The 21,401-nt window shown below is 60.1% G+C and carries 20 protein-coding genes; 16 read left to right on the top strand and 4 right to left on the bottom strand.

Annotated features, from left to right (window positions below; translation table 11 throughout):
• Positions 1-75: 75 nt before the first annotated feature.
• The 5 genes from RSO41_RS11175 (at position 76) to kduD (ending at position 6,486) form a co-directional block, all read left to right on the top strand.
• Complete coding sequence (locus RSO41_RS11175; protein WP_315619183.1) at positions 76-1,470, top strand: PLP-dependent aminotransferase family protein; 1,395 nt, start codon at positions 76-78, stop codon at positions 1,468-1,470.
• 293 nt (positions 1,471-1,763) lie between these two features.
• Positions 1,764-3,542, top strand: a complete 1,779-nt coding sequence (locus RSO41_RS11170; RefSeq protein ID WP_315619182.1) for a chloride channel protein — start codon at positions 1,764-1,766, stop codon at positions 3,540-3,542.
• Entirely contained in the window at positions 3,529-4,665 is a 1,137-nt protein-coding gene (locus tag RSO41_RS11165) for an ABC transporter substrate-binding protein (protein WP_315619181.1), read from the top strand. The genes RSO41_RS11170 and RSO41_RS11165 overlap by 14 nt, the downstream gene beginning before the upstream one ends.
• A 199-nt stretch (positions 4,666-4,864) precedes the next feature.
• Positions 4,865-5,701, top strand: coding sequence for a 5-dehydro-4-deoxy-D-glucuronate isomerase (gene kduI / locus RSO41_RS11160; RefSeq protein ID WP_315619180.1), 837 nt, complete (start codon positions 4,865-4,867; stop codon positions 5,699-5,701).
• 26 nt (positions 5,702-5,727) lie between these two features.
• Positions 5,728-6,486, top strand: coding sequence for a 2-dehydro-3-deoxy-D-gluconate 5-dehydrogenase KduD (kduD, locus tag RSO41_RS11155; protein WP_315619228.1), 759 nt, complete (start codon positions 5,728-5,730; stop codon positions 6,484-6,486).
• 59 nt (positions 6,487-6,545) lie between these two features.
• Here kduD and kdgR read toward each other — a convergent pair whose 3' ends face one another.
• Positions 6,546-7,355, bottom strand: coding sequence for a DNA-binding transcriptional regulator KdgR (gene kdgR, locus RSO41_RS11150; protein WP_315619179.1), 810 nt, complete (start codon positions 7,353-7,355; stop codon positions 6,546-6,548).
• 284 nt (positions 7,356-7,639) lie between these two features.
• Between kdgR and RSO41_RS11145 the strand changes: the two genes are divergently transcribed.
• The 7 genes from RSO41_RS11145 (at position 7,640) to RSO41_RS11115 (ending at position 14,004) form a co-directional block, all read left to right on the top strand.
• Complete coding sequence (locus RSO41_RS11145; protein ID WP_315619178.1) at positions 7,640-8,380, top strand: hypothetical protein; 741 nt, start codon at positions 7,640-7,642, stop codon at positions 8,378-8,380.
• A gap of 111 nt (positions 8,381-8,491) precedes the next feature.
• Positions 8,492-8,983 carry a TRAP transporter small permease gene (locus RSO41_RS11140; protein ID WP_315619176.1) on the top strand — a complete coding sequence of 164 codons (492 nt, stop codon included), beginning with the start codon at positions 8,492-8,494 and terminating at the stop codon, positions 8,981-8,983.
• Positions 8,980-10,278 carry a TRAP transporter large permease gene (locus tag RSO41_RS11135; RefSeq protein ID WP_315619175.1) on the top strand — a complete coding sequence of 433 codons (1,299 nt, stop codon included), beginning with the start codon at positions 8,980-8,982 and terminating at the stop codon, positions 10,276-10,278. Before RSO41_RS11140 ends, RSO41_RS11135 begins: the two co-directional genes overlap by 4 nt.
• Before the next feature lie 29 nt (positions 10,279-10,307).
• Positions 10,308-11,447 (top strand): glycoside hydrolase family 105 protein, encoded by a 1,140-nt coding sequence (locus RSO41_RS11130; RefSeq protein WP_315619173.1) that lies wholly within the window; start codon positions 10,308-10,310, stop codon positions 11,445-11,447.
• A gap of 59 nt (positions 11,448-11,506) precedes the next feature.
• On the top strand, positions 11,507-12,508 hold the full coding sequence (locus RSO41_RS11125) for a TRAP transporter substrate-binding protein (protein ID WP_315619170.1): 1,002 nt from the start codon (positions 11,507-11,509) through the stop codon (positions 12,506-12,508).
• 73 nt (positions 12,509-12,581) lie between these two features.
• Positions 12,582-13,406 (top strand): sugar phosphate isomerase/epimerase family protein, encoded by an 825-nt coding sequence (locus RSO41_RS11120; RefSeq protein WP_315619169.1) that lies wholly within the window; start codon positions 12,582-12,584, stop codon positions 13,404-13,406.
• A gap of 136 nt (positions 13,407-13,542) precedes the next feature.
• Entirely contained in the window at positions 13,543-14,004 is a 462-nt protein-coding gene (locus tag RSO41_RS11115) for a secondary thiamine-phosphate synthase enzyme YjbQ (RefSeq protein WP_315619167.1), read from the top strand.
• Here the strand turns inward: RSO41_RS11115 and RSO41_RS11110 are convergent.
• Complete coding sequence (locus tag RSO41_RS11110) at positions 13,970-14,380, bottom strand: prepilin-type N-terminal cleavage/methylation domain-containing protein (protein WP_315619166.1); 411 nt, start codon at positions 14,378-14,380, stop codon at positions 13,970-13,972. The two genes, RSO41_RS11115 and RSO41_RS11110, sit on opposite strands and share 35 nt — an antisense overlap.
• Before the next feature lie 249 nt (positions 14,381-14,629).
• On the opposite strand from RSO41_RS11110, the gene pilB reads away from it, so the two are divergent.
• Positions 14,630-16,378 carry a type IV-A pilus assembly ATPase PilB gene (gene pilB, locus RSO41_RS11105; protein WP_315619165.1) on the top strand — a complete coding sequence of 583 codons (1,749 nt, stop codon included), beginning with the start codon at positions 14,630-14,632 and terminating at the stop codon, positions 16,376-16,378.
• A 24-nt stretch (positions 16,379-16,402) separates the two neighbouring features.
• Positions 16,403-17,629 carry a type II secretion system F family protein gene (locus RSO41_RS11100; protein WP_315619164.1) on the top strand — a complete coding sequence of 409 codons (1,227 nt, stop codon included), beginning with the start codon at positions 16,403-16,405 and terminating at the stop codon, positions 17,627-17,629.
• Positions 17,630-17,663: 34 nt separating this feature from the next.
• Here the strand turns inward: RSO41_RS11100 and RSO41_RS11095 are convergent, their stop codons facing one another.
• The gene (locus RSO41_RS11095) at positions 17,664-18,329 is read right to left on the bottom strand and encodes a TetR/AcrR family transcriptional regulator (RefSeq protein ID WP_315619163.1); all 666 of its coding nucleotides are present in this window, start codon (positions 18,327-18,329) and stop codon (positions 17,664-17,666) included.
• 290 nt (positions 18,330-18,619) lie between these two features.
• Here RSO41_RS11095 and lexA point away from each other — a divergent pair, with 290 nt between their 5' ends.
• On the top strand, positions 18,620-19,285 hold the full coding sequence (lexA, locus tag RSO41_RS11090) for a transcriptional repressor LexA (protein ID WP_315619161.1): 666 nt from the start codon (positions 18,620-18,622) through the stop codon (positions 19,283-19,285).
• A gap of 30 nt (positions 19,286-19,315) precedes the next feature.
• Positions 19,316-20,362, top strand: a complete 1,047-nt coding sequence (gene dinB, locus RSO41_RS11085) for a DNA polymerase IV (RefSeq protein ID WP_315619159.1) — start codon at positions 19,316-19,318, stop codon at positions 20,360-20,362.
• 12 nt (positions 20,363-20,374) lie between these two features.
• Here the strand turns inward: dinB and purU are convergent, their stop codons facing one another.
• Complete coding sequence (purU, locus tag RSO41_RS11080) at positions 20,375-21,229, bottom strand: formyltetrahydrofolate deformylase (RefSeq protein WP_315619158.1); 855 nt, start codon at positions 21,227-21,229, stop codon at positions 20,375-20,377.
• Positions 21,230-21,401 lie beyond the last annotated feature (172 nt).

The following is a 21,401-nucleotide window of genomic DNA, read 5'->3' as shown; positions in this document are numbered from 1 at the left end:
AACAAACGGGCTTTCATTCCCCGTTTCATTGAGCATAATGGGGACAAAATTGGCGTCAAAGGTTTTATTGTCACCATGACAATCTGGACACCCCGGCTAACCGAAGGCGGCCCCCGCTACCGCCGCATCGCCGATGCCATGGCCGATGCCATCACCCGGGGCGAACTGGCACCGGGAGAGCGCTTGCCGCCCCAGCGTCGCCTTGCCGACACGCTCGGCGTGACCATCGGCACCATCACCCGCGCCTATGCCGAGGCACAGCGTCAGGGCTGGGTCGAATCGCGGGTCGGTAGCGGCACCTATGTACGACACAAGGACGCCGAGTCGACGGCGACGTTCCGCGCGACGCGCCCGCAGGCGAGCGGCGTCATCGACATGGGCATGAGCCTGCCGCCGCCTCACCCCCAGCGTGCCCAGGGGCTGCAGCGCGCGCTCGAGAGCATCACGGCGTCTTCCGAAGCGCTTCAGGCAGCCACTGAATATCAGCACGAGGCGGGCAACGAGGCCCAGCGTGCTCGCATTGCCGCCTGGCAGGGCCGCCTTGGCCTGCCCGACGACCCCGCCCGCCTGCTGGTAACCCAGGGCGGCCAGCACGGTATCCATCTGGTGGTACGAACCCTGGCCCAACCGGGCGACCTGGTGGCCGCCGACACCCTCACCTACCCGGGATTCATCTGCGCCGCCCAGCAGGCTCATCTGCGTCCGTTGGCCGTGCCGATGGATGCCGATGGCCTGGATGTGGAAGCCCTGGCCCGGTTGTGCGCGCGCCAGCCGCCGCGCCTGCTCTATAGCACGCCGGATCTTAACAACCCTACCGGCGCGCATCTCACGGAGGACCGCCGCGAACGCTTGGTGGCCCTGGCCCGAGAGCACGATTTCTGGCTCATCGAGGACGCCGTTCAGTACCTACCCGAGAGCGAGCGCGGCACGCCGCTGATCGAACTGGCACCGGAACGCACCCTGCACATTTTCAGTACGTCCAAGGTACTGGCCGGCGGATTGCGTATCGGTAGCCTGACGGTGCCGGATCAACTGCAGGAACGCTTGTGTTCCGCCTTGCGTTCCCAGAGCTGGATGGTACCGCCGTTGATGGTCGAGGCGGCCTGTCGCTGGATGGAAGATGCCGGCAGCCTGGAACTGCTTCACTGGCAAGTCGACGAACTCGCCGCCCGCCGACACCTGGCACTCGACCGCCTGGCGGCTTACGGGCCATCGAGCCGCCAGGGCTCATCGCTGGTCTGGCTGCCCTTGCCGGTCGGGCTGCGCAGCAGCCAGGCCCAGGAGATGCTCTCGCAACGCGGAGTCCACATCGCCACCCCGGAGCCCTTCTGCATGGGGAGCGAACCGGCTCCCCAGGCGCTGCGTCTCTGCCTGGGACCACCGGCGACCCGGGAAGAACTCGACCGGGGCCTGGAGATCGTCCTGGAGACATTGTCGGAACCGCCCCGCTCACCCTGGCACACCATGTGACGCAAAGGGCCGGCTCACCCTGATTCAACGGCGCCCAATCGACACCTGCCCAGCGCTGGAACGCCGTCATGACAGCGCTCCAGCGCGCAACGCGGTGCGCCTGGGACGTGAACTCGCCGCGCGTGTATCGACCGGGCCAGCTCACCCATTGTCGAGATTGCCTCGATATATGGGCTAGGCTTGGACATCATGCGGTTGGACAGCCCCGGCTCCCGGATGGAGCGACATGACCTGTCCCACCGCGACTCATCGCATCGGGCGGTACAACGCCATACGCACAGGGACGAATCGACGTGGCAGGCGAGCCGGAAACAACGCGGGCACACGACCCCAAGCACCCGACCCAGGGCGCTCGGGGCATGGTGCGTTTCCTGGGTCTGGTGGTACTGGGTGCGTTGATCGGCGGCCTGGCGGCACTCGCTGCCGTGGGCTTCGTGAGTGCGGTGCTCTGGCTCAACGATGTGCTGCTGATCTCGCCGCGCGGGCGCATGATGTTCGCCCACCCCGAGGCGCTCGCCATCGCCACCGTGCTGGTGCCCACCCTCGGTGGCCTGGTCGTGGGACAATTGCACCGCGCCATCCGCGAACGCCGTCCCCACACGCCCGCCGACGTGATCGCCGCCGTGCAGACGCGTCGCGGTCGCCTTCCGGCCCGAGCCGGCGTCCTCTCGGCACTGTCCGGCCTGGTATCGCTCGGCGCCGGGGCTTCCGTGGGTCAGTACGGTCCCCTGGTACATCTGGGTGCCAGCCTGGGCTCGGTAGGCGCGAAGCTGCTCAGGCTGGGGCGCTCCGACGATAACGTGGCCATTGCCTGCGGGGTGGCGGCGGCCATCGCCACGGCCTTTCATGCCCCCCTGGCCGGCATCGTCTTCGCCCATGAAGTGGTGCTGCGCCACTATGCCCTGCGGGCCTTCGCACCGGTGGCCGCCGCCGCCATCGTCGGTCATGTCATCGCCACCAACGTGCTGTCGAGCGGCGCACTCTTCCACGTGACCGATACCGCCGTGCCGCGGCCCTGGGAGTTCGCGGCCTTCATCGTCATCGGCGGCCTCGGTGCCCTGGTGGCCGGCGCTTACATGCATGCGATTCTCGCCGTCGGCCGCTGGGCCGGCCGCCTGCCCGTGGTGCCCTCGTTGCGCCCCGCCCTGGCCGGGGCGGCCCTCGGTCTCGTCGCCCTCTGGGTGCCGGACATCCTCGGCATGGGCCAGGAGACCCTGCGTTTCGCCACCATCGAGGGAGCCTTCGGAAGTCTCGAATTGATCATCGTCATGGTGCTCAAGCTCGCCGCCACGGCACTGTGCATCGGCATGGGCTTCGGTGGCGGCGTGTTCAGCCCGGCGCTGGTGATCGGCACCCTGTTCGGTGCCCTGTGCGGCACCCTGATCGGCGATGCCGGCCTGGCCGGCGATACCTTCGTCTTCTATGCCGTATGCGGCATGGTCGCGGTGACCGCACCGGTGATCGGCGCCCCCCTGACCAGCCTGCTGATCGTCTTCGAACTCACCGGCAGCTATGTATTGACCACCGCCGCCCTGGCCAGTGTGACCCTGGCCAGCCCCATCGCGGCCCAGCTCTTCGGCCGCTCGCTGTTCGATATCCAGCTTGCCCGGCGCGGCCTGGACCTCTCGGCCGGGCGCGGCCGAGCCCTGCTGCAGAGTGCCAGGCTCAAGCATCTGCTGAGCCAGGACTGCGTGACCCTGAATCCGCACGACAGCGTGGACGATGCCGTGACGGCCCTGGGCAACGGCGGCCATGGCGAGGCTTACCTGGTCGATGACAAGGGGCGTTATCGAAGCAGCGTGACGCTGGCCGACCTCGAGGTGATGCGCGGTCGCGGCCAGGGACAACGCCAGGTACGCGACTGCCCACGTACCCCGCGCCCGGTACTGGGGCCGGAAGCCTCGGTGTGGGACGCCATGCATCAGCTCCAGGATGTCACCGGCGAGGCGATCGCCGTGGTCGACGACAAGGCCGGCGACGCCTTCCTTGGCGTGGTCTACGAGGCGAGTATCGCCCGCGCTTACCTGCAGTACAGTGAAGAACTGCGACGGGAGGAACATGGCACGGGTTGATCACATCATGCGCCGCGCCTGCACCGGTGCCCTGCTCGGCTTGACGATCCTGCTGGCCCACTCGGCCCACGGCGATGAGGCGACAGGGGAACCGCTGACCGTGCTCAGCTGGGGCGGCGCCTATGAGCGTGCCCAGCAACGCGCCCTGTTCGACCCCTTCACCGAGGCCACGGGCATTCCGGTGGAGGTTCAGCAGTACGACGGCGGCATCGTCGAGCTGCGCCAGGCTGTGGCCGAAGGCGATGTGGCCTGGGACTTGATCGACATGACCCGCAGTCAGGCCAAGGCTGCCTGTGCCGAGAACCTGCTCGCGCCGCTCTCCCCCGAGCTGCTCGCTCCCGCGCCGGACGGCACTCCCGCCGCACGCGACTTCATCGCTGGCGCCCTGAACCGCTGCTCCATCACCCACTCGGTCTTCGCCACCGTCGTCGCCTATCGTCGCGATGCCTTCCCGGGTCGGCGGCCCACCGAGATCGCCGACCTCTTCGACCAGGAACGCTTCCCTGGGCCTCGCGCCCTGCAACGCACGCCCGCGGTTAACCTGGAGTGGGCACTGCTCTCCTACGGCGTGCCCCGGGAGGAAATCTATCGGCTGCTCAGCACACGCCGCGGCCTGTCGCTCGCCTTCAAGCGAATCGACAGCCTCGAGAACCTGCATTGGTGGGAGGCCGGGGACGCCCCGGTGCGTCTGCTCGCCGAGGGGGAAGTGGTGATGGCCTCGGGCTACAACGGGCGCTTCTTCGACGCCATGATCAACCGTGACCTGCCCATCGAGATCCTCTGGGACGGTCAGGTCCAGGAGCACGAAACCTGGGCCCTGCCGCGCGGTGCCGCTCACCCGGATGCCGCCCGCGAATTCATCCGCTTCGCCACCTCCAGCGAACGCCAGGCCGCCCTGGCCCGACTCATCCCCTATGGCCCCTCGCGTCGCTCGGCGACCCTGCAGGTCACCACCCACCCCGACAGCGGCGTCGACATGCGCCTGCACATCCCCACCCACCCGCTGAATGCCGAACGCGCCATCACCAAGGATGACGACTGGTACGCCCGCAGCCATACCCGTATCAACGACTACTTCCGGGATGCCCTGCTCGATGAACGCGGGAATAGCGATTCCCCCTGATCGGTCGGTTTCCGACATGATCCCGCGATATCCCATGCCCTTCTGACGGCCTGCCGCCTGTCCGAGGGACGGCCATCGATTATCGAACTCCGACGACCCCCTACGCCGGCCAGACGATGGCCGTCTTGATCCAGCATGGCGGCGATGCTATTTTGAACTTGCATTTCAATTTTATAGAACCACCGATTCCGGAGAACGCATGGAGATTCGTCAGGCGATCCACAGCGAACATGCCAAGAACCTCGACACCCAGGGACTTCGTGACCAGTTCCTGATTGAAGAGTTGTTCGTCGACAATCAGCTCAAGCTGGTATACAGCCACATCGATCGCATCATCATCGGAGGCGCCCAACCGGCCGGGGAAGCCGTGACCATCCCCGCGTCTCTTGGCCAGCAGACCGGAACCGATTTCTTCCTCGAGCGCCGCGAGCTCGGCACCATCAACATTGGCGGCCCGGGAACCGTGGTCGTCGATGGTACGCGTCATGAGGTCGGCACCCACGAAGGTCTTTATATCGGCAAGGGCAGCCGTGATGTCCAGTTCGAAAGCCAGAACGCCGATAGACCGGCCGCTTTCTACATGACGTGCGCGCCTGCTCACCAGGCATATCCGACTCGCAAGGTGACCCTCGAGGATGCATCGCCACAGACCCTGGGCGACACGGCCAACAGCAATCGTCGAACCATCTACAAGTACCTGGTGCCGGATGTACTCCCCACCTGCCAGCTTCTGATGGGGATGACCCGCCTCGAGGAAGGCAGCCTGTGGAACACCATGCCCTGTCATACCCATGAGCGACGCATGGAAGCCTATTTCTACTTTGACATGGCCGACGACAGCCTGGTCTTCCACATGATGGGGGAACCCCAGGAGACCCGGCACCTGGTCGTGCGCAACCGCCAGGCGGTCCTGTCTCCAAGCTGGTCGCTGCATTCCGGCGTAGGCACCGGCAGCTACACCTTCATCTGGGCCATGGTCGGCGAGAACCAGACCTTCCCTGACATGGACCACGTTGCCATGTCGGAACTGCGCTGAGTTGAAAGGAGGTCTCCATGAGTCAGATGAGTCAGCTTTTCGACTTGAGCGGCAAGACTGCCATCGTCACCGGCAGCAACACTGGCCTGGGCCAGGGCATGGCGCTGGGCCTGGCCGGTGCAGGATGCAACATCGTGGCCGTCAACCGTCGCCCGCCCGAAGAGACCCGACGGCACGTCGAGGCGATGGGCGTGGCATTCTTGTCCGTGGAAGCCGACCTGGCCGACACGACGCCGATCGACAACATCCTCGCCCAGACCGAGGAACATTTCGGCGGTGCCGATATCCTGGTCAACAATGCCGGCATCATCCGTCGCGCGGATGCTCTGACATTCACCGAACAGGACTGGGACGACGTCATGGACGTCAACATCAAGAACCTGTTCTTCCTTTCCCAGGCCTTCGCCCGGACCTGCATCGAAGGACAGCGGCGAGGCAAGATCATCAATATCGCCTCGATGCTGTCCTTCCAGGGGGGCATCAGGGTCCCTTCCTATACGGCCTCGAAGAGCGGCGTCCTGGGGGTCACCCGATTGATGGCAAATGAATGGGCCTCTCACGGCATCAACGCCAATGCCATCGCTCCCGGCTATATGGCCACCAACAATACGGAAGCATTGCGCAACGACCCCGAGCGCAGTCGCGAGATCCTTGGCCGAATACCTGCCGGACGCTGGGGAGCTCCCGAAGACCTCGCCGGTGCCGCGGTATTTCTAGCCTCGGACGCGTCGAACTACGTCAATGGGCATGCTCTTGCAGTGGATGGAGGATGGCTGGCCAGATAGCGCCCCATCCGATAGACCGGACGCAGCCTGTCGGCTGCGTCCGGCCGAAAGCGCATTCATCAGACAGCCAGGGAGCGATCTTCGAAGGCATACTCGTGGTATCCCTGCCCTTCGGAAATGCGCTTACCGGCCTCATGCAACAAACGTACGTATTCGGCTCGTTTCTTCGTGTCATAGCGCACCACGGGGAATGACAAGCTCAGGGCTGCCACCGCATGGCCGAAGCGGTCGAACACCGGAACCGACAGGCAGCGCACGCCCAGCTCGGCTTCTTCCCGATCTTCCGCCACACCCTCTTTTCTGATCTCGGGCAATTCGCCCATGACCGCTTCCACGCTGGTCAAGGTGTGTTCGGTATGGGGTTCGAAATCCACGGACTCGAGCACTTCCCTTGCCCGCTCCTGCTCCATCCAAGCCAGAAGCGTCTTCCCCATCGCCGTTGAATACACCGGATTTCGACGACCGATACGCGACTGCATGCACAGGTTGTACTGAGAGCTGTACTTGTGGATGTACATGATCTGCCGGGGATCATCATCCAGAACCCCCAGATGGATCGCCTCGTGGGTCTCCTCTGAGAGCTTGCGCATCTCCACGTCGGCCAGGCGCGTCAAATCGACATGCTGCAGAGCAGAAGACCCCAGCTCGAAGAGCTTCAAGGTCAATGCATACTTCTCCGACTCTTCTTCCTGACTGACATAGCCCAGTTCTTTCATCGTCTGCAGGAAGCGATAGGCGGTGCTTTTCGATGTGACAGCACGCTGGGAAAGCTCGGACAGGCCAATTTCCCTTTGCTCGGCCAACCCTTCGAGAATCCCGAACACCTTCATGACGGCGGCTACATTGTCGGGTTTTTGCGACGCTGCCATAGCCCCACCCCTCGTTTCACAAAAATTGGAATCACGGTCTGAATTTAACGCAAAACGCGTCCCATCGCTACCTGCCTCGTGTCATCGACCCGTCCAAGACGTATTCAACACCGACCAAAGTATAAAAGAAACACCATTTCATTTTTATAGGAACATTGTTACTTTTTTATCGGCCCAAGGGATTGAAACGTGGCAAGCGCCATTTCCCGCCACGTGGACCCGGCAAGGACACCCCCTTTCGGCCCGATCAGGACAATTCACAAAAAACCAACAATGGAGCTGACATGCGAGCCACATACCCGTCGAGATGGTTCATCGGTACTGCCGCAGCCTGCATGACGATGTTTCTGACAGGACCGTCTCTCGCTGCCGACGACATCCTGACGATGAAGCTGGAACATACCACCAATAGTCATGCCCTGACGCTTCCCAAGGTGGCGGTCACCCGTGTCTTTGATGACACCTCTTCCCTGACACTTGAAAAATCCTGGTACTGGCAGGAAGGTGTACATGAAAATGGCTGGCCAAAACACGACGAAGGCTTCGTCAACTACGCCTTTCCTTCCTATAACTTGGGTGCAGATAACCGGTGGTCATTGACACCACAGTTGGGTGCAAAGTTTCGCTCGAATCTAACGCGTGCTCTGGCTGCCATCAAAATAGGTTACCAGGGCGATGGCTGGAGTCTTTCCGGACGTTACCGTTACGAACAGGAAACGACTCATGAAACAGCTGAAGAAGGCACAGCGGGCAGGATCGACCTGTATGCCAGTTACAACATCAACGATGACTGGATGCTCCTTTACAACCCCCACTACCACTTCAAGCATGAAGACGATTCACCCGATTTTGGCACCGGGGATCGTGACTATCTCGAACAGGAATTCCTTGTATTCCATACGCTCGATGCCAAAAACACGCTTTTCGGGGGCTATATTCGTCGGGACAAGAACAACGACCAGGCCTCGATGGATCCTGGGCAGCGAAACAGCTCCTGGCTGATTGGCTATCAGCACAAATTCTAGTCACCATAGGCATGGGATGCTTTTCCCATGCCACAATCGACTTCAACCAGAGAGCAAAATGACCTGCAAAACCTGACAGTGCCGTGAAAAGCTAAAACCAGGAGAGGAAGCATGCAAAAAGTACGAACCTTAATTGATCGAAGCCTCCAGACTATTTGTTGCTTTCTGTTCATGGTAATGGTGATAACTGCCAGCTGGCAGGTCATCAGTCGTTATGTTCTCAACAGCCCAAGCACAATCTCGGAAGCCTTTCTTCGCTGTTCCTTGATATGGCTATCAATGCTCGCTATCGCCTATGTTGCGGGGCGTCGAGAACACGTAAGTTTGACGTTATTTACCGACAGATTGACCGGAAAATGGAAAGTTGCATCTGATCTTTTGACAGAAATTCTGTTCATTTCCTTTGCAGCCTTTGTGATGATACATGGTGGCTTTCAAGCAGCATCCAATACAATGTCCCAGATATATCCCATGCTCAATATCCCGAAAGGCTTGATCTACCTTTCACTCCCCGTTTCCGGGTCTATCATCGTTGCTTACTGCCTTATTAACTGCTTGAAAATATACACAAATTCACAACCCTTAAGGAGTCGGCAATCATGATAGCGGATGCAGGTCTCGTTCTAATCTTGTCCTTCCTTGGACTTCTCATCATTGGGGTACCAATCGGAATTTGTATCGCTGCCTCTTCGGCAATAACGATACTTCTTGAATTACCAGCAGATATCGCCATTTTCACAACGGCACAGAAGATGGCATCAAGTCTTGATAGCTTTACTCTTCTGGCCATACCCTTCTTTATTCTCTCCGGTGTTCTCATGAACAATGGAGGGATTGCCCTTCGCCTGGTAAATTTTGCCAAGCTCTTCAGTGCAAGAATTCCTGGATCACTGGCGCATACCAATATTGTAGGCAACATGATGTTCGGGGCGATCTCAGGATCCGCGATTGCCGCATCAACCTCTATCGGAGGCGTCATGGTCCCCATGAGTGAGAAGGAAGGTTATAGCCGACCATTCTCTGCATCCGCCAATATCGCCTCGGCACCTACGGGAATGCTGATCCCTCCGACAACCTCTTTTATTCTCTATGCACTGGCCAGCGGCGGCACCTCGATTTCAGCCCTATTTGCCGGTGGGCTCGTAGCCGGTTGCCTATGGGGTGCCGGTTGCATCCTGGTTGCCCTGATCATCGCAAAGTACCGGAACTACACTGTGAGACTGGACCTGCGTGACAATTCGATCAAGACTGTCGTCCTTCAGGCGCTCCCCAGCCTTCTTCTCATTGCCATCATCATTGGCGGTATCGTATTTGGTATTTTTACGGCTGTCGAGGCGTCTGCCATTGCAGTCATTTATACGATATTCTTGACCGTCGTCGTCTACCGAACCATTGATCTACGCGCTTTCATCGACTCATTGATCAAGGCAACCGAGACGACAGGCGTTATCATGTTCCTCCTTGCAGCCTCTTCGGCCATGTCATTCGCCATGTCCATCACAGGGTTGCCCACAGCGATCAGCTCCGCCATTCTCGGTTTTTCCGACAACCCCGCTGCCATATTGTTGATCATCACCGCTTTACTGTTGGTTATCGGGTGCTTCATGGATATTGGCCCGGCCATTTTGATCTTCACTCCGATTCTTCTACCCATCACATCGGCCATTAATATCGACCCGATACATTTCGGGATCATCATGGTATTCAATCTTTGCATTGGAACGATTACACCACCTGTTGGAACTGGGCTGTTTATTGGTGCCGGCATTGCCAAGGAAAAGGTCGAGAATCTTCTTATCCCTCTTCTGCCCTTTTACTTGGTCATCCTTGCAGTCCTGCTGCTCATCACCTTCATACCGGAAATCACACTATTCCTTCCCATGATGATGGGCCTCTAATTTAATAATCGAAAAGATGCGAGAACGATATGAAAACATTTAGTGTCAAGCACAGCCCACTCCTGAGGCAAGAAGAGCGCTTCATCTCCAAGGATGACGTTACGGAATTGATCAAGAAGACTATCGACAACCTGGTCAATATAGAAGACGAGACCGGCGAATTCCTGCTTCACCTTGATGATGGACGTACCATAGACACGAAAGGATGGGCTGGTTGGGAATGGACACACGGTATCGGCCTGTATGGCATCTACAAGTACTACGAGCAAACCGACGATACCGAGGCACTGGCCATCATCGATACCTGGTTTCGCAACCGCTTTGCCGAACGACTGGCCACCAAGAACGTCAATACCGTGTGTCCCTTCCTGACCCTCGCCTATCGCTACGAGGAAACGGGGCGCAAGGAGTGGTTGCCTTATCTGCAGGCCTGGGCGGATTGGGTCATGCACGATATGCCGCGCACCGACAAGGGTGGTCTACAGCACGTCGTCTACAACAGCGAGAACCATCAGCAGCTGTGGGATGACACCTTGATGATGAGCGTGCTGCCGTTGGCCAAGATTGGACGGATCCTCGATAGACAGGACTACGTGGAAGAGGCGAAATACCAGTTTCTGGTACACATTCAGTATCTCATGGATCGGGAGACGGGTGCCTGGTTCCATGGCTGGACATTCGAGGGAAATCATAACTTCGCCGAGGCTCGCTGGGCGCGTGGCAATAGTTGGTTGACGATCGTTATTCCCGAGTTTCTTGAGCTCCTCGACCTATCTCCTAACGACCCCATTCGACGTTTTCTCATCCAGGTTCTGGAGTCCCAGGTCGAGATACTGACCCAGTGGCAATCAGAATCCGGCCTATGGCATACGCTGCTTGACGATCCATCCTCTTACCTTGAGGCATCGGCAACGGCCGGCTTTGCGTATGGCATTCTCAAGGCGGTCCGGATGCGCTATCTCGATGCCTCCTACTACGATGTAGCCGAAAAAGCCACCAAGAGTGTCATTCAGCACATCACCCCGGATGGTGAGTTGGCGCAGGTCTCTTTCGGCACCGCCATGGGAGACGACCTCGACTATTACCGAACCATTCCTTTGACCTCCATGCCCTATGGCCAGGCCATGGCAATCTTGTGCCTCTCCGAATACTTGAGGACATATCTGTAGCATTCCCTTGGCCCTGTTGGGCCATGAACTCACCAACAAATCCAAAGAAAGGAGACATCATGACCATACCAGCTCACAAAAAGACACTGATCGCCGCAACACTCGCCACCCTGGCATTGGGAACGTCTACGGCATATGCCGAAAATAGCGTCACTCTCAAGCTGGCCTATGCCCAGAACTCTCAACCTGTCAAGGACGCCCTCGCCAAGTTTGGCTCCCTTGTCGAGGAAAAGTCAGGTGGGTCTATCAGTGTCACCTACTTCCCGGATAGCCAGTTGGGCGGAGAAAGTGAACTCGTCGAGCTTCTACAGACTGGTGCGATCGACATGACCAAGGTATCCGGCGGCCTGATGGGAAGTTTTTCACCACTCTACAGCGTTTTCTCCATGCCTTATCTGTTCGATGGGGAGACACATTTTCATGACGTGATGAACGATCCCGACATCATGGATGATGTATACCAATCGACAAAGGATCAGGGGTTCGTCGGTGTCGGTTGGTACGACTCGGGCCAACGTAACTTTTATACAAAGGACGAGCCAATCAATGATGTGTCTGACCTGGAAGGCAAGAAGATTCGGGTCATGCAAAGTGAAAAGGCCGTCAATACCATGGAGCTCCTGGGGGCTTCACCTGTCGTGATGGCCCAGGAGGAAGTATATACCGCGCTACAGCAGGGTATTCTGGATGGCGCAGAAAACAATGAATTTGCTCTTACGACTGCGCGCCATGGCGAGGTGGTCGATTACTATACCCTTGACGGCCATACGCGGATTCCCGACATCATCCTGTTCAACAGCAATACGCTTTCCAGCTTGACAGACTCTCAGCGAGAAGCCGTCATGTCGGCTATCGAGGAATCGACTGAATTCCAACTGGAGAAGTGGTCCCAGTCTATCGAGGAAGCGAGAAACAGCATCAAGGATGAATTCAACGTCGAGATCAACGAAGTTGATATCGCCCCCTTCCAGGAGGCCGTGCAGCCGATGTACGACGACCTCGAAAGTCATCCAGAGCAATATTCACTTTATCAGAAGATCAGAGATTCCGTCAGCCACTGATTCTTCCCGACGAGATATTGCCAGCACGCCTGGCAATATCTCCTTCAATACACTACACATCAGCATGAAGAGCATGAACAGAACATTGAATATAGGAATCAGAGCACACGACCTGCCCAAGCAGCCTCTGGGGAGCCTGGTAAATGATGTGGCCGACCGAGGGCTTGGATCGGTGCAATTGGCCCTGAACAAGTCGTTCGATTTTGATACAAGGCCGGGAACATTGAATCCGGGCATGGCGCATCTTGTTGGAACGGCATTCAGACGTCGCGATATTCAAATTTCGGTACTTGGCTGTTATGCCAACATAATCCATCCAGATCCCGATGAACGCTTCTCTGCGCTATCAAGGTTCAAGGAACATATTCGGTATTCCAGAGACTTCGGATGCGGAATCGTTGGCACTGAAACAGGCAATGTCAATCCCGATATCATATACACCGAAGAAAATTTTCATGAAGAACCTTTTCAAGAGGTGTTATCCAGTGTCAGAGAACTTGTCGATGAGGCCGAAAAATTCGGCGTCATCGTAGGTATCGAGCCGGGCGTCAACCATCCAATCCATTCCCCCAGGACAATGAAACGCTTGCTCGACGAAACGAGGTCCAACAACTTGCAAGTGATATTCGACCCAGTCAATCTGTTGACGGCCGATAATCACGAACGACAGGACAAAATCTTGTCTGAGGCCTTTTCATTGTGGGGAGACCGCATTGCTGTCATCCACGCCAAGGATTTCACCATCGATGATGGTCGTATAGTCCCTGCCCCGGTGGGAAAGGGGCTCATGAATTACAAGTTTGTCCTTGAGCATCTTAGCCCGCACATCAATATCATTCTCGATGAAACAAGCCCCGAGCATGTCGAGGATGCCGTTCGTTTTCTTAATTCCTGTTAGACGACTTCATTGACCTAACTGACGTGGTCAGGTATAGCCCGCGCTGGGCGGGCCAGAGGTGAGGTATGTCTATCCCCTATCGTATGATATCCCCTATCCTGCGACGGATATCCATGCAAGCCAGGGGGAGCCGACCATGTGGGACCAGCAAGACATCCGCCTCGCGCCACGTTCGCGGGGTTTTCACCTGATCACCGACGAGGTCACCGAGGCCGTCCCCCGGTTGGCCCGTTTGAAGGTTGGCCTGCTGCATCTGCAGCTCCTGCATACCTCTGCCTCGCTGACCCTCAACGAGAACGCCGACCCCGATGTACGTCATGACATGGATGCCTTCTTTCGCCGTCTGGTGCCGGGCGATCTCCCCTATTTCCGCCATACCCTGGAGGGCCCGGACGATATGCCCGCCCATGTCGCGGCGAGCCTGCTCGGCACGCAACTGACCCTGGCCGTGCGCGACGGTCACCTGGCACTCGGCACCTGGCAGGGCATCTGGTTCGGCGAACATCGCGACCATGGAGGCCCCCGACGCCTGGTGGTCACGCTCAATGGCGAGGAGAGCTCTTTCAGGGCGTATTCCAGGTCTTCGGCGTCCAGGTAATGCCGCTGTCGCCACTGGCATCCCAGGTCAGCACGGCATTGGGGTGAGTATTGGCGTTCTCTTCGCTGAATTCGCTGTTGCCGGGGGTATTCTCGATAGTGCCGGAATCATCGTCGTTGGCGGTACAGTTCCAGCCCACGCCCGTGCAGGGGTCGTCCAGCCCTTCGGAAATATTCACCGAAACCCGCAACTTCGCCGCGCTCAGCTCCGAGAGCGCGGCACTGTGTTCGGCCCGTTCCGTATAGTCCTGATAGCGCGGTACCGCGATCGCCGCGAGTATGCCGATGATCGCCACTACGATCAGCAGTTCGATCAGGGTAAAACCGGCTTGGCCCACCGGTGTCACCGTCACCTCTTCACTCTTCCGTCCTTCCATGGCTCACCTCCCTGCGGTCAACCGCCCTGCGGGGTTCTCCGGATAGCGTTATCCGGACACTGAACGCTCCTACCTTGACGGTAGGAGGCACCCCCAGGACCGACAAGGACGATTCTCTGACTTTTCGGCGTCGTCATCTCGCATGGAGGAGTCGGCAAACTCGCCGACATGTCACCGTGAAAACGTCGAGCCACGACAACCTCGACTGACTAGACTCGGCGATATCCCAAGCCGGGACCGCAAGATGCCATGAGCGAATATCCAGCGGGTGGCGACATGGAGCAGAACCCTGAGCGAGATATCATGGGCCTGGATGGCCTGGCTCGGCGCCTGGTCGACGAGGGCCTGCTCGACGCCGGGGAGGCCCGGCACCTGGAGCAGCAGTCCCGGCAGGCCGACTGCTCGTTGTTGTCACTCGTCGTCGATGCGGGAGCCGTGTCGGCATGGCAGGCTGCCGAGGCGGCCGGAAGGGAATACGGTCTGCCGGTCGTCGATCTGGATACCCTGGATTTCGACGCACTGCCTCCCGTCGCCGACTATCCGCAAACCCTGCTCCGCCGGCTCGATGTGCTCCCCCTGCGTCACCACGGTCAGCGTCTCACCGTCGCCGTGAGTCAACCCGCCACGCTCGCCGAACTCGATGAGTTGCGTTTCGCCACCGGTCTCACGCCCGAAGGAGTACTGGCTCCCAGGGACCAACTCGACGCCTGGCTGACCCGCTACCTCACCCCCAGAAGCGGCACCCTTGCCGCCATGGCCCGCATGGAGTCGTCAACGGGAACGCAGGGAGAGGATCAGGAGCGTAATGTCGCGGGATACGAGGTCACGCATGACGACGCCCCTCTGGTGGCTTTCATCGACAGCATCCTTCACGATGCCATCCAGCACGGTGCCTCGGACATCCACTTCGAACCCTATGCCGCCCATTTCCGCATTCGCCTGCGGATCGACGGCATGCTGCATGACATGGCGCATCCCTCCTTCACGATGCGCTCGCGCATTGCCGCCCGTCTCAAGGTCATGGCAAACCTGGATATCTCGGAGCGTCGCCTCCCTCAGGATGGCGCCATCAAATGGCACACCCCCGGGGGCCCGGGCGTCGACTTTCGCGTCAACACGCTGCCCACCGTGCACGGTGAAAAGGTCGTTCTGCGTCTGCTCGACCCGACCTCGGCACACTGGCACATCGACCAGCTCGGTCTTTCCGCGACACAACGGCGGCTCTACGAGACCGCCCTGTCCGCTCCCCAGGGCATGATCCTGGTCACGGGGCCTACCGGCAGCGGCAAGACGGTGACCTTGTATACCGGGCTGGGCCGACTCAATGAGGCCAGTCGCAACATCTGCACCGCCGAGGATCCGGTGGAAATCACGCTGGAAGGCATCAACCAGGTCAATGTTCAGCCGCGCATCGGCCTGGATTTCGCCAGCACCCTGCGCGCCTTCTTGCGTCAGGATCCGGATGTGGTGATGGTCGGCGAGATACGTGATCGGGAAACCGCGGAAATTGCCATCAAGGCTGCCCAGACCGGCCATCTGGTGCTCTCCACGCTGCACACCAACTCCGCAGCGCAGACCCTGACACGCCTGGTCGACATGGGCATCGCTCCCTTCAATATCGCCGGTTCGGTGAGCCTGATCATTGCCCAGCGCCTGGCACGCCGACTCTGCGACCACTGCAAGCAGCCTGCCCGACTGAACCGGCAAGCCCTGTTGGACCTCGGCATCGATGATCAAGCAGCCCACCGCGCCGATCTTCACGAGCCCGTGGGTTGCGGCTATTGCACCCAAGGCTTCAGGGGACGCATCGGCCTCTATGAGGTGGTGCCGATCGACACGACAATGCGTGAACGGATCCTGCGCCGCGGCAAGGCAGCCGATCTGGAGGAGCAGGCCCGACAGGGTGGCTACCCGAGCTTGTGGAGCGATGGACTCGACAAGGCCATGCAGGGCTTGACCAGCCTCGCCGAAGTGAGTCGCGTCGCCGGCCATCATTGAGACAAGGCGACATGGGAGGTGCCGATGCCCCGTGCCCATCGTGGCGATGACACCAGGCCGCAGCGTTGGCGCTGGTCAGGACGGGATGCCGACGGACGACGCGTCGCCGGCGAGATCATCGCCATACGACGCGAAGACGTCATACAGCGTCTCGTCGAGCAACGTATCCTCGTACGTCGTATCCAGCGCAAGCGGGGGTTCGGCACGGGAGCGGGGCGTATCGGCGCCCGGGACATCACGCTTTTCGCACGCCAGATGGCCACGCTGCTTCGTGCCGGCCTCCCCGTGCTGCAAGGCCTGGGGGTTGTCGCCAGCGGGGTCGAAAAACCTGCCATGCGACATCTGATGGAAGCGCTGAGCAAGGAAGTGAACGAGGGGGCCAGCGTGGCGGAAGCCCTGGGTCGTCACCCTCGGCATTTCGGCGAGCTCTTTATCCATCTGGTGGCAGCGGGAGAGCAGTCCGGCACGCTCGAGCGCATGCTCGATCGCGTGGCGACCCACAAGGAAAAGGTGGAAAGGCTCCAGTCACGCGTACGAAAGGCACTCTGGTACCCGGCCGTCGTGCTCGTCACCGGGGGGATCGTCGCCTCACTGCTGCTGATCAAGGTAGTGCCTCGCTTCGAGGGACTGTTCCATGACTTCGGCGCCGAGCTGCCGGCATTGACGCGCCTGACCCTGGCACTGTCCGAGTTCGCCAGGGACTACTGGGTCTGGGGATGCGCGTTCGTGCTCGGCCTGACCCTGCTGGTGCAGGCCGGCCAACGGCGTTCGTCGACTTTCGCCACTCGCCTGCATGCGCTGGCGCTGCGTTTGCCGATACTCGGCCGTATCCTTGAGGCATCCTGCGTGGCGCGCTATTGCCGGACACTGGCGACGACCTTCGCCGCCGGCGTCCCTTTGGTGGAAGGCCTGGAGAGCGCCACCGGCGCCACCGGAAACCATGACTTCAGCGCGGCTATCGGCCATATCCGACGTGATGTACTCGATGGCCAGCCCCTTCACATCGCCATGCGCCAGACTCGACGCTTTCCGACACTGGCAGTCCAGATGGTCGCCATTGGCGAAGAATCAGGGACCCTGGATCAGATGCTCGAGCGCATCGCCGACCATTACGAACAAGCGGTCGATGACCGCGTCGATGTTCTGACATCACTGCTCGAACCCGCCGTCATCGTGATCCTCGGGGTCCTGGTCGGGGGGCTGGTGGTAGCGATGTATCTGCCCATCTTTGCACTCGGAGGCGCCATCTAGCGCCCCCTGTCAATGCAACCAGACAGGGGGCGCATCAGCTCGCCTCCTGTACCGGCGGTTCGGGCAACGGTGCCTGCATCGCCGATACCACCACGGGACGCAGACGACGGACCAGATCGCGCACGGTGACATGCTCGTGGTAATCCTGCTCGGCGATATCGCGCAACGCATCCAGCCCCGAGAGCGTAAAGATCACCGTACCGAGTACGAAGTGCAGACGCCAGAAACGCTCGGCGTCGGGCAGTTCCGGCGTCGCCCGCCGCACCAGCTCGGTAAAGCGAGTGAAGACGCTGCCGTACTCGTCCTGGATATAGCGACGCAGATGCCCCTGGGCCTGGCTGTAGGCCAGCCCCAGCAGGCGCATGAATACCTTCAGGCTGTTACGCTCCGCGGGCACCTCGAGCACGGTTCGTGCCATGGTCTCGAGCAGTTCTTCCAGAGGGATTTCACTGCCATCCTGACGATGTTTGGCTTCCAGTTCGTCCAGGGCGGCGTGGAAGCGCGTGGTGAAAGGATCCAGATAGCGCGAGAAGACGGCCTGAATCAACGACTTCTTGGAGCCGAAGTGGTAATTCACCGCGGCCAGGTTGACCTTGGCCTTGCTGGTGATGTTGCGCAGCGACGTCTCTGCGAACCCTCGCTCGGCGAACAGCACTTCGGCGGTGTCCAGAATGCGCGTGACAGTGTCGGGCTGGGCCATGAATCGGGTCCAAGGTTGGAAACAATTGTTTGAATGTGGTTCGAGTGTACGACAGGCCAGTCAGTGCCTCAATGTTACCAATCGTTGACCGTTTGAAACGAAGAGCCGGACACGCCCCACGGGCCGGCCCGAGATCCGTTTTTACTGGATGGATCACCATGCTGTATACTTGACCAATAGCATGGTGATCGAATCTGGCACTGCTTGACGAATGCCGACGCTCGTCGGCTTCCCGAATAGCACCAGTCTCATCGATCCGTCCATTGACAGATTCTCGACCCGGAGGTCGCATGTCTCGCTCCCTCACGCCCCGCCAGCAGAACGTCTTCGATTTCATCGTCAAGACGATGAACGAGCTGGGCTACCCCCCGACCCGGGCCGAAATCTCACGTGCGCTCGGTTTCCGCTCACCCAATGCCGCCGAGGAGCACCTGCGCGCCCTGGAACGCAAGGGGGTCATCCGGGTCATCCGCGGAACCTCCAGAGGGATCCGCCTGCCGGCCCAGGAAAGCGAATCCCTGCTTGCCGGTGACTCATCCGGGGACAACGCATCGCCCCAGGGCCTGCCGATCATCGGTGAAGTGGCGGCCGGCAGCCCGGTCCTCGCCACCGAGCACATCGATCGCTATTGCCCGCTCCCCCCCGAATACTTCACTCCCCGTGCCGATTACCTGCTGCGGGTTCGCGGTCTTTCCATGCAGAACATCGGTATCCTGGAAGGCGACCTCCTGGCCGTGCATCGCACCGAACGCATCCGTGACGGGCAGATCGTGGTGGCACGCCTCGAGGATGAGGTGACCGTCAAGCGCTTCCATCGTCAGGGGCATCAGGTGGTGCTGGAAGCCGAGAATCCCGATTTCGCGCCCATCGAGGTCGACCTTCGCCATCAGGAGCTGGAAATCGAGGGGATCGGTGTGGGCGTCATTCGCGGCGGCAATGGCCAGGCCCTGGCCTGATGCCCGTGGATGCGAGAGGCGGAGACGGCCATGCGCAAGATCCTGCATGCCGATTGTGATTGCTTCTATGCTGCCGTCGAGATGCGCGACGATCCGTCGTTGCGCGAGATCCCCCTGGCCATCGGGGGATCTCGCGAACAGCGAGGCGTGATCGCCACCTGCAACTATCCGGCCCGGACCTATGGCATCCACTCGGCCATGCCCACCGCCCGGGCATTGCGCCTCTGCCCTCACCTGACCCTGATGCCCGGCGATTTCGACAAGTACCGCGCGGTATCCCGAGACCTTCAGCGCATCTTCCACGAGTTGACACCGCTGGTCGAACCCCTGTCGCTCGATGAAGCCTTCCTGGACGTCACCGATGTCGACGATTTTCAAGGCAGCGCCACCTGGATGGCCCAGTGGCTCAAGGAAGAATGCCTCGCCCGAACCGGCATCACCGTGTCCGTGGGCGCTGCGCCGGCGAAGTTCCTGGCCAAGATCGCCAGCGACTGGGAAAAGCCCGATGGACTCACCGTGATCCCCCCGGAACGGGTCGACGCCTTCGTCGCCTCGCTGCCGGTCAACAAGCTGCATGGCGTAGGGCCCGCTACCGCGGCACGGCTGGATACCCTGGGCATCGCCACCTGCGCCGACCTGAGACGCCAGCCCTTCGAGCGGTTGATCGACGAATTCGGCAAGTTCGGGAGGCGGCTTTTCGAGCTCTCACGTGGCATCGACGAACGCCCGGTGCGCACCGAACGCGAACGCAAGTCGATCAGTGTAGAAACGACCTTCGAAAAGGACCTGCCCGACCTGGAGAGTGCCCAACGGGCCTTGGCTCCCTTGTGCGAACGCCTGTCGGAGCGGGTCGCCCGACACGGCAAGCCACCTCTTGCCGGCCTGTTCGTCAAGGTGCGTTTTGACGACTTCAGTCTTACTACGCTGGAGAGTCGAGGCCTGCCCGCCGTCCCCGAGAGTTTCTCGCAGTTGCTCGAACAGGCCTGGTCACGCGCCCACCGCCCCGTAAGACTGCTCGGCGTGGGGGCACGCCTGGTTTCCGAAGAAGCGCGACTGCAGCTCCCCCTCCCGCTGTAATCGACCCGGACGTCAGGCGAAGACCACCGTCTTGTTACCGTGCAGCAGGACCCGATCCTCAAGGTGCCAACGCACGCCCCGCGCCAGCACGGCCTTTTCGACATCACGGCCGAAACGTACCAGGTCGTCAGGGGTATGGCAGTGGCTGACCCGGTGAATATCCTGCTCGATGATAGGACCGGCATCCAGCTCTTCGGTCACATAGTGACAGGTGGCACCGATCAGTTTCACGCCTCGCCGATATGCCTGATGGTAGGGCTTGGCGCCGGCGAAGGACGGCAGGAAGCTGTGATGGATGTTGAGCACGCGGCCGGCATAACGTTGACAGAGTCCCGGTGGAAGAATCTGCATGTAGCGTGCCAGCACCACGCAATCGGCGCCCGCCGACTCGACGAGACGCTCGATCTCGGCAAACGCCGGCGCCTTGTCATCGGCCGGCACCGGCACATGGTGGTAGGGTATCTCATGCCACTCCACCAGGCTGCGCAGGTCGTCGTGATTGGAAATCACCGCGGCGATATCGCAGTCGAGTTCATCGGCTGTCCAGCGATAGAGCAAATCCACCAGACAATGACTCTCCCTGGACACCAGCAGCACCACGCGACGGCGTTTCCGGGTATCAGTGAGCGCCCATTGCATGTCGAACTCCCGGGCGATGGGCTCGAAGGCCTCGCGCAGGGCATCCGGTGACATCCCGACGGAATCCGCCAGGATCTCGTAGCGCATAAAGAAACGCCCCGACTCGAGATCGGAATGCTGGCTGGCCTCGGTGATGGACCCGCCATGTCCGGTAATGAAGCTGGAAACACGGGCCACGATCCCGAGGCGATCGGGGCAGGAAATCACCAGACGATAGTAATGTGACATCGAAAAAGCATTCCATTGGGATAACGGCAGAGGGCGGCATTGTAGCGAAATCAGGCGAACACCACACGGTACGCCACCGCGCATTGTGGGGCATGGTGACGATCCCGTATAGTGAATGTCACACTCTCTGCCCAGCCCTGCTCGATGCCCCAGCCTCGCGTCCAGATCCGCT

It is taken from the genome of Halomonas sp. I1, from assembly GCF_032334135.1.
Taxonomy (GTDB): Bacteria; Pseudomonadota; Gammaproteobacteria; order Pseudomonadales; family Halomonadaceae; genus Halomonas.
The sequence above is the reverse complement of the archived record's forward strand: the minus strand, read 5'-3'. Positions and strand labels throughout refer to the sequence as shown.

What these genes read in the sequence shown, in the direction of transcription:
- RSO41_RS11165 (WP_315619181.1), top strand. Translation starts at nt 3,529, where the DNA reads ATGGCACGGGTTGATCACATCATGCGCCGCGCCTGCACCGGTGCCCTG.
- RSO41_RS11145 (WP_315619178.1), top strand. Translation starts at nt 7,640, where the DNA reads ATGCGAGCCACATACCCGTCGAGATGGTTCATCGGTACTGCCGCAGCC.
- kduD (WP_315619228.1), top strand. Translation starts at nt 5,728, where the DNA reads ATGAGTCAGCTTTTCGACTTGAGCGGCAAGACTGCCATCGTCACCGGC.
- RSO41_RS11110 (WP_315619166.1), bottom strand. Translation starts at nt 14,380, where the DNA reads ATGGAAGGACGGAAGAGTGAAGAGGTGACGGTGACACCGGTGGGCCAA.
- kduI (WP_315619180.1), top strand. Translation starts at nt 4,865, where the DNA reads ATGGAGATTCGTCAGGCGATCCACAGCGAACATGCCAAGAACCTCGAC.
- RSO41_RS11120 (WP_315619169.1), top strand. Translation starts at nt 12,582, where the DNA reads ATGAACAGAACATTGAATATAGGAATCAGAGCACACGACCTGCCCAAG.
- RSO41_RS11130 (WP_315619173.1), top strand. Translation starts at nt 10,308, where the DNA reads ATGAAAACATTTAGTGTCAAGCACAGCCCACTCCTGAGGCAAGAAGAG.
- RSO41_RS11115 (WP_315619167.1), top strand. Translation starts at nt 13,543, where the DNA reads ATGTGGGACCAGCAAGACATCCGCCTCGCGCCACGTTCGCGGGGTTTT.
- RSO41_RS11135 (WP_315619175.1), top strand. Translation starts at nt 8,980, where the DNA reads ATGATAGCGGATGCAGGTCTCGTTCTAATCTTGTCCTTCCTTGGACTT.
- dinB (WP_315619159.1), top strand. Translation starts at nt 19,316, where the DNA reads ATGCGCAAGATCCTGCATGCCGATTGTGATTGCTTCTATGCTGCCGTC.
- RSO41_RS11100 (WP_315619164.1), top strand. Translation starts at nt 16,403, where the DNA reads ATGCCCCGTGCCCATCGTGGCGATGACACCAGGCCGCAGCGTTGGCGC.
- pilB (WP_315619165.1), top strand. Translation starts at nt 14,630, where the DNA reads ATGAGCGAATATCCAGCGGGTGGCGACATGGAGCAGAACCCTGAGCGA.
- lexA (WP_315619161.1), top strand. Translation starts at nt 18,620, where the DNA reads ATGTCTCGCTCCCTCACGCCCCGCCAGCAGAACGTCTTCGATTTCATC.
- RSO41_RS11125 (WP_315619170.1), top strand. Translation starts at nt 11,507, where the DNA reads ATGACCATACCAGCTCACAAAAAGACACTGATCGCCGCAACACTCGCC.
- kdgR (WP_315619179.1), bottom strand. Translation starts at nt 7,355, where the DNA reads ATGGCAGCGTCGCAAAAACCCGACAATGTAGCCGCCGTCATGAAGGTG.
- RSO41_RS11095 (WP_315619163.1), bottom strand. Translation starts at nt 18,329, where the DNA reads ATGGCCCAGCCCGACACTGTCACGCGCATTCTGGACACCGCCGAAGTG.
- RSO41_RS11140 (WP_315619176.1), top strand. Translation starts at nt 8,492, where the DNA reads ATGCAAAAAGTACGAACCTTAATTGATCGAAGCCTCCAGACTATTTGT.
- purU (WP_315619158.1), bottom strand. Translation starts at nt 21,229, where the DNA reads ATGTCACATTACTATCGTCTGGTGATTTCCTGCCCCGATCGCCTCGGG.
- RSO41_RS11175 (WP_315619183.1), top strand. Translation starts at nt 76, where the DNA reads ATGACAATCTGGACACCCCGGCTAACCGAAGGCGGCCCCCGCTACCGC.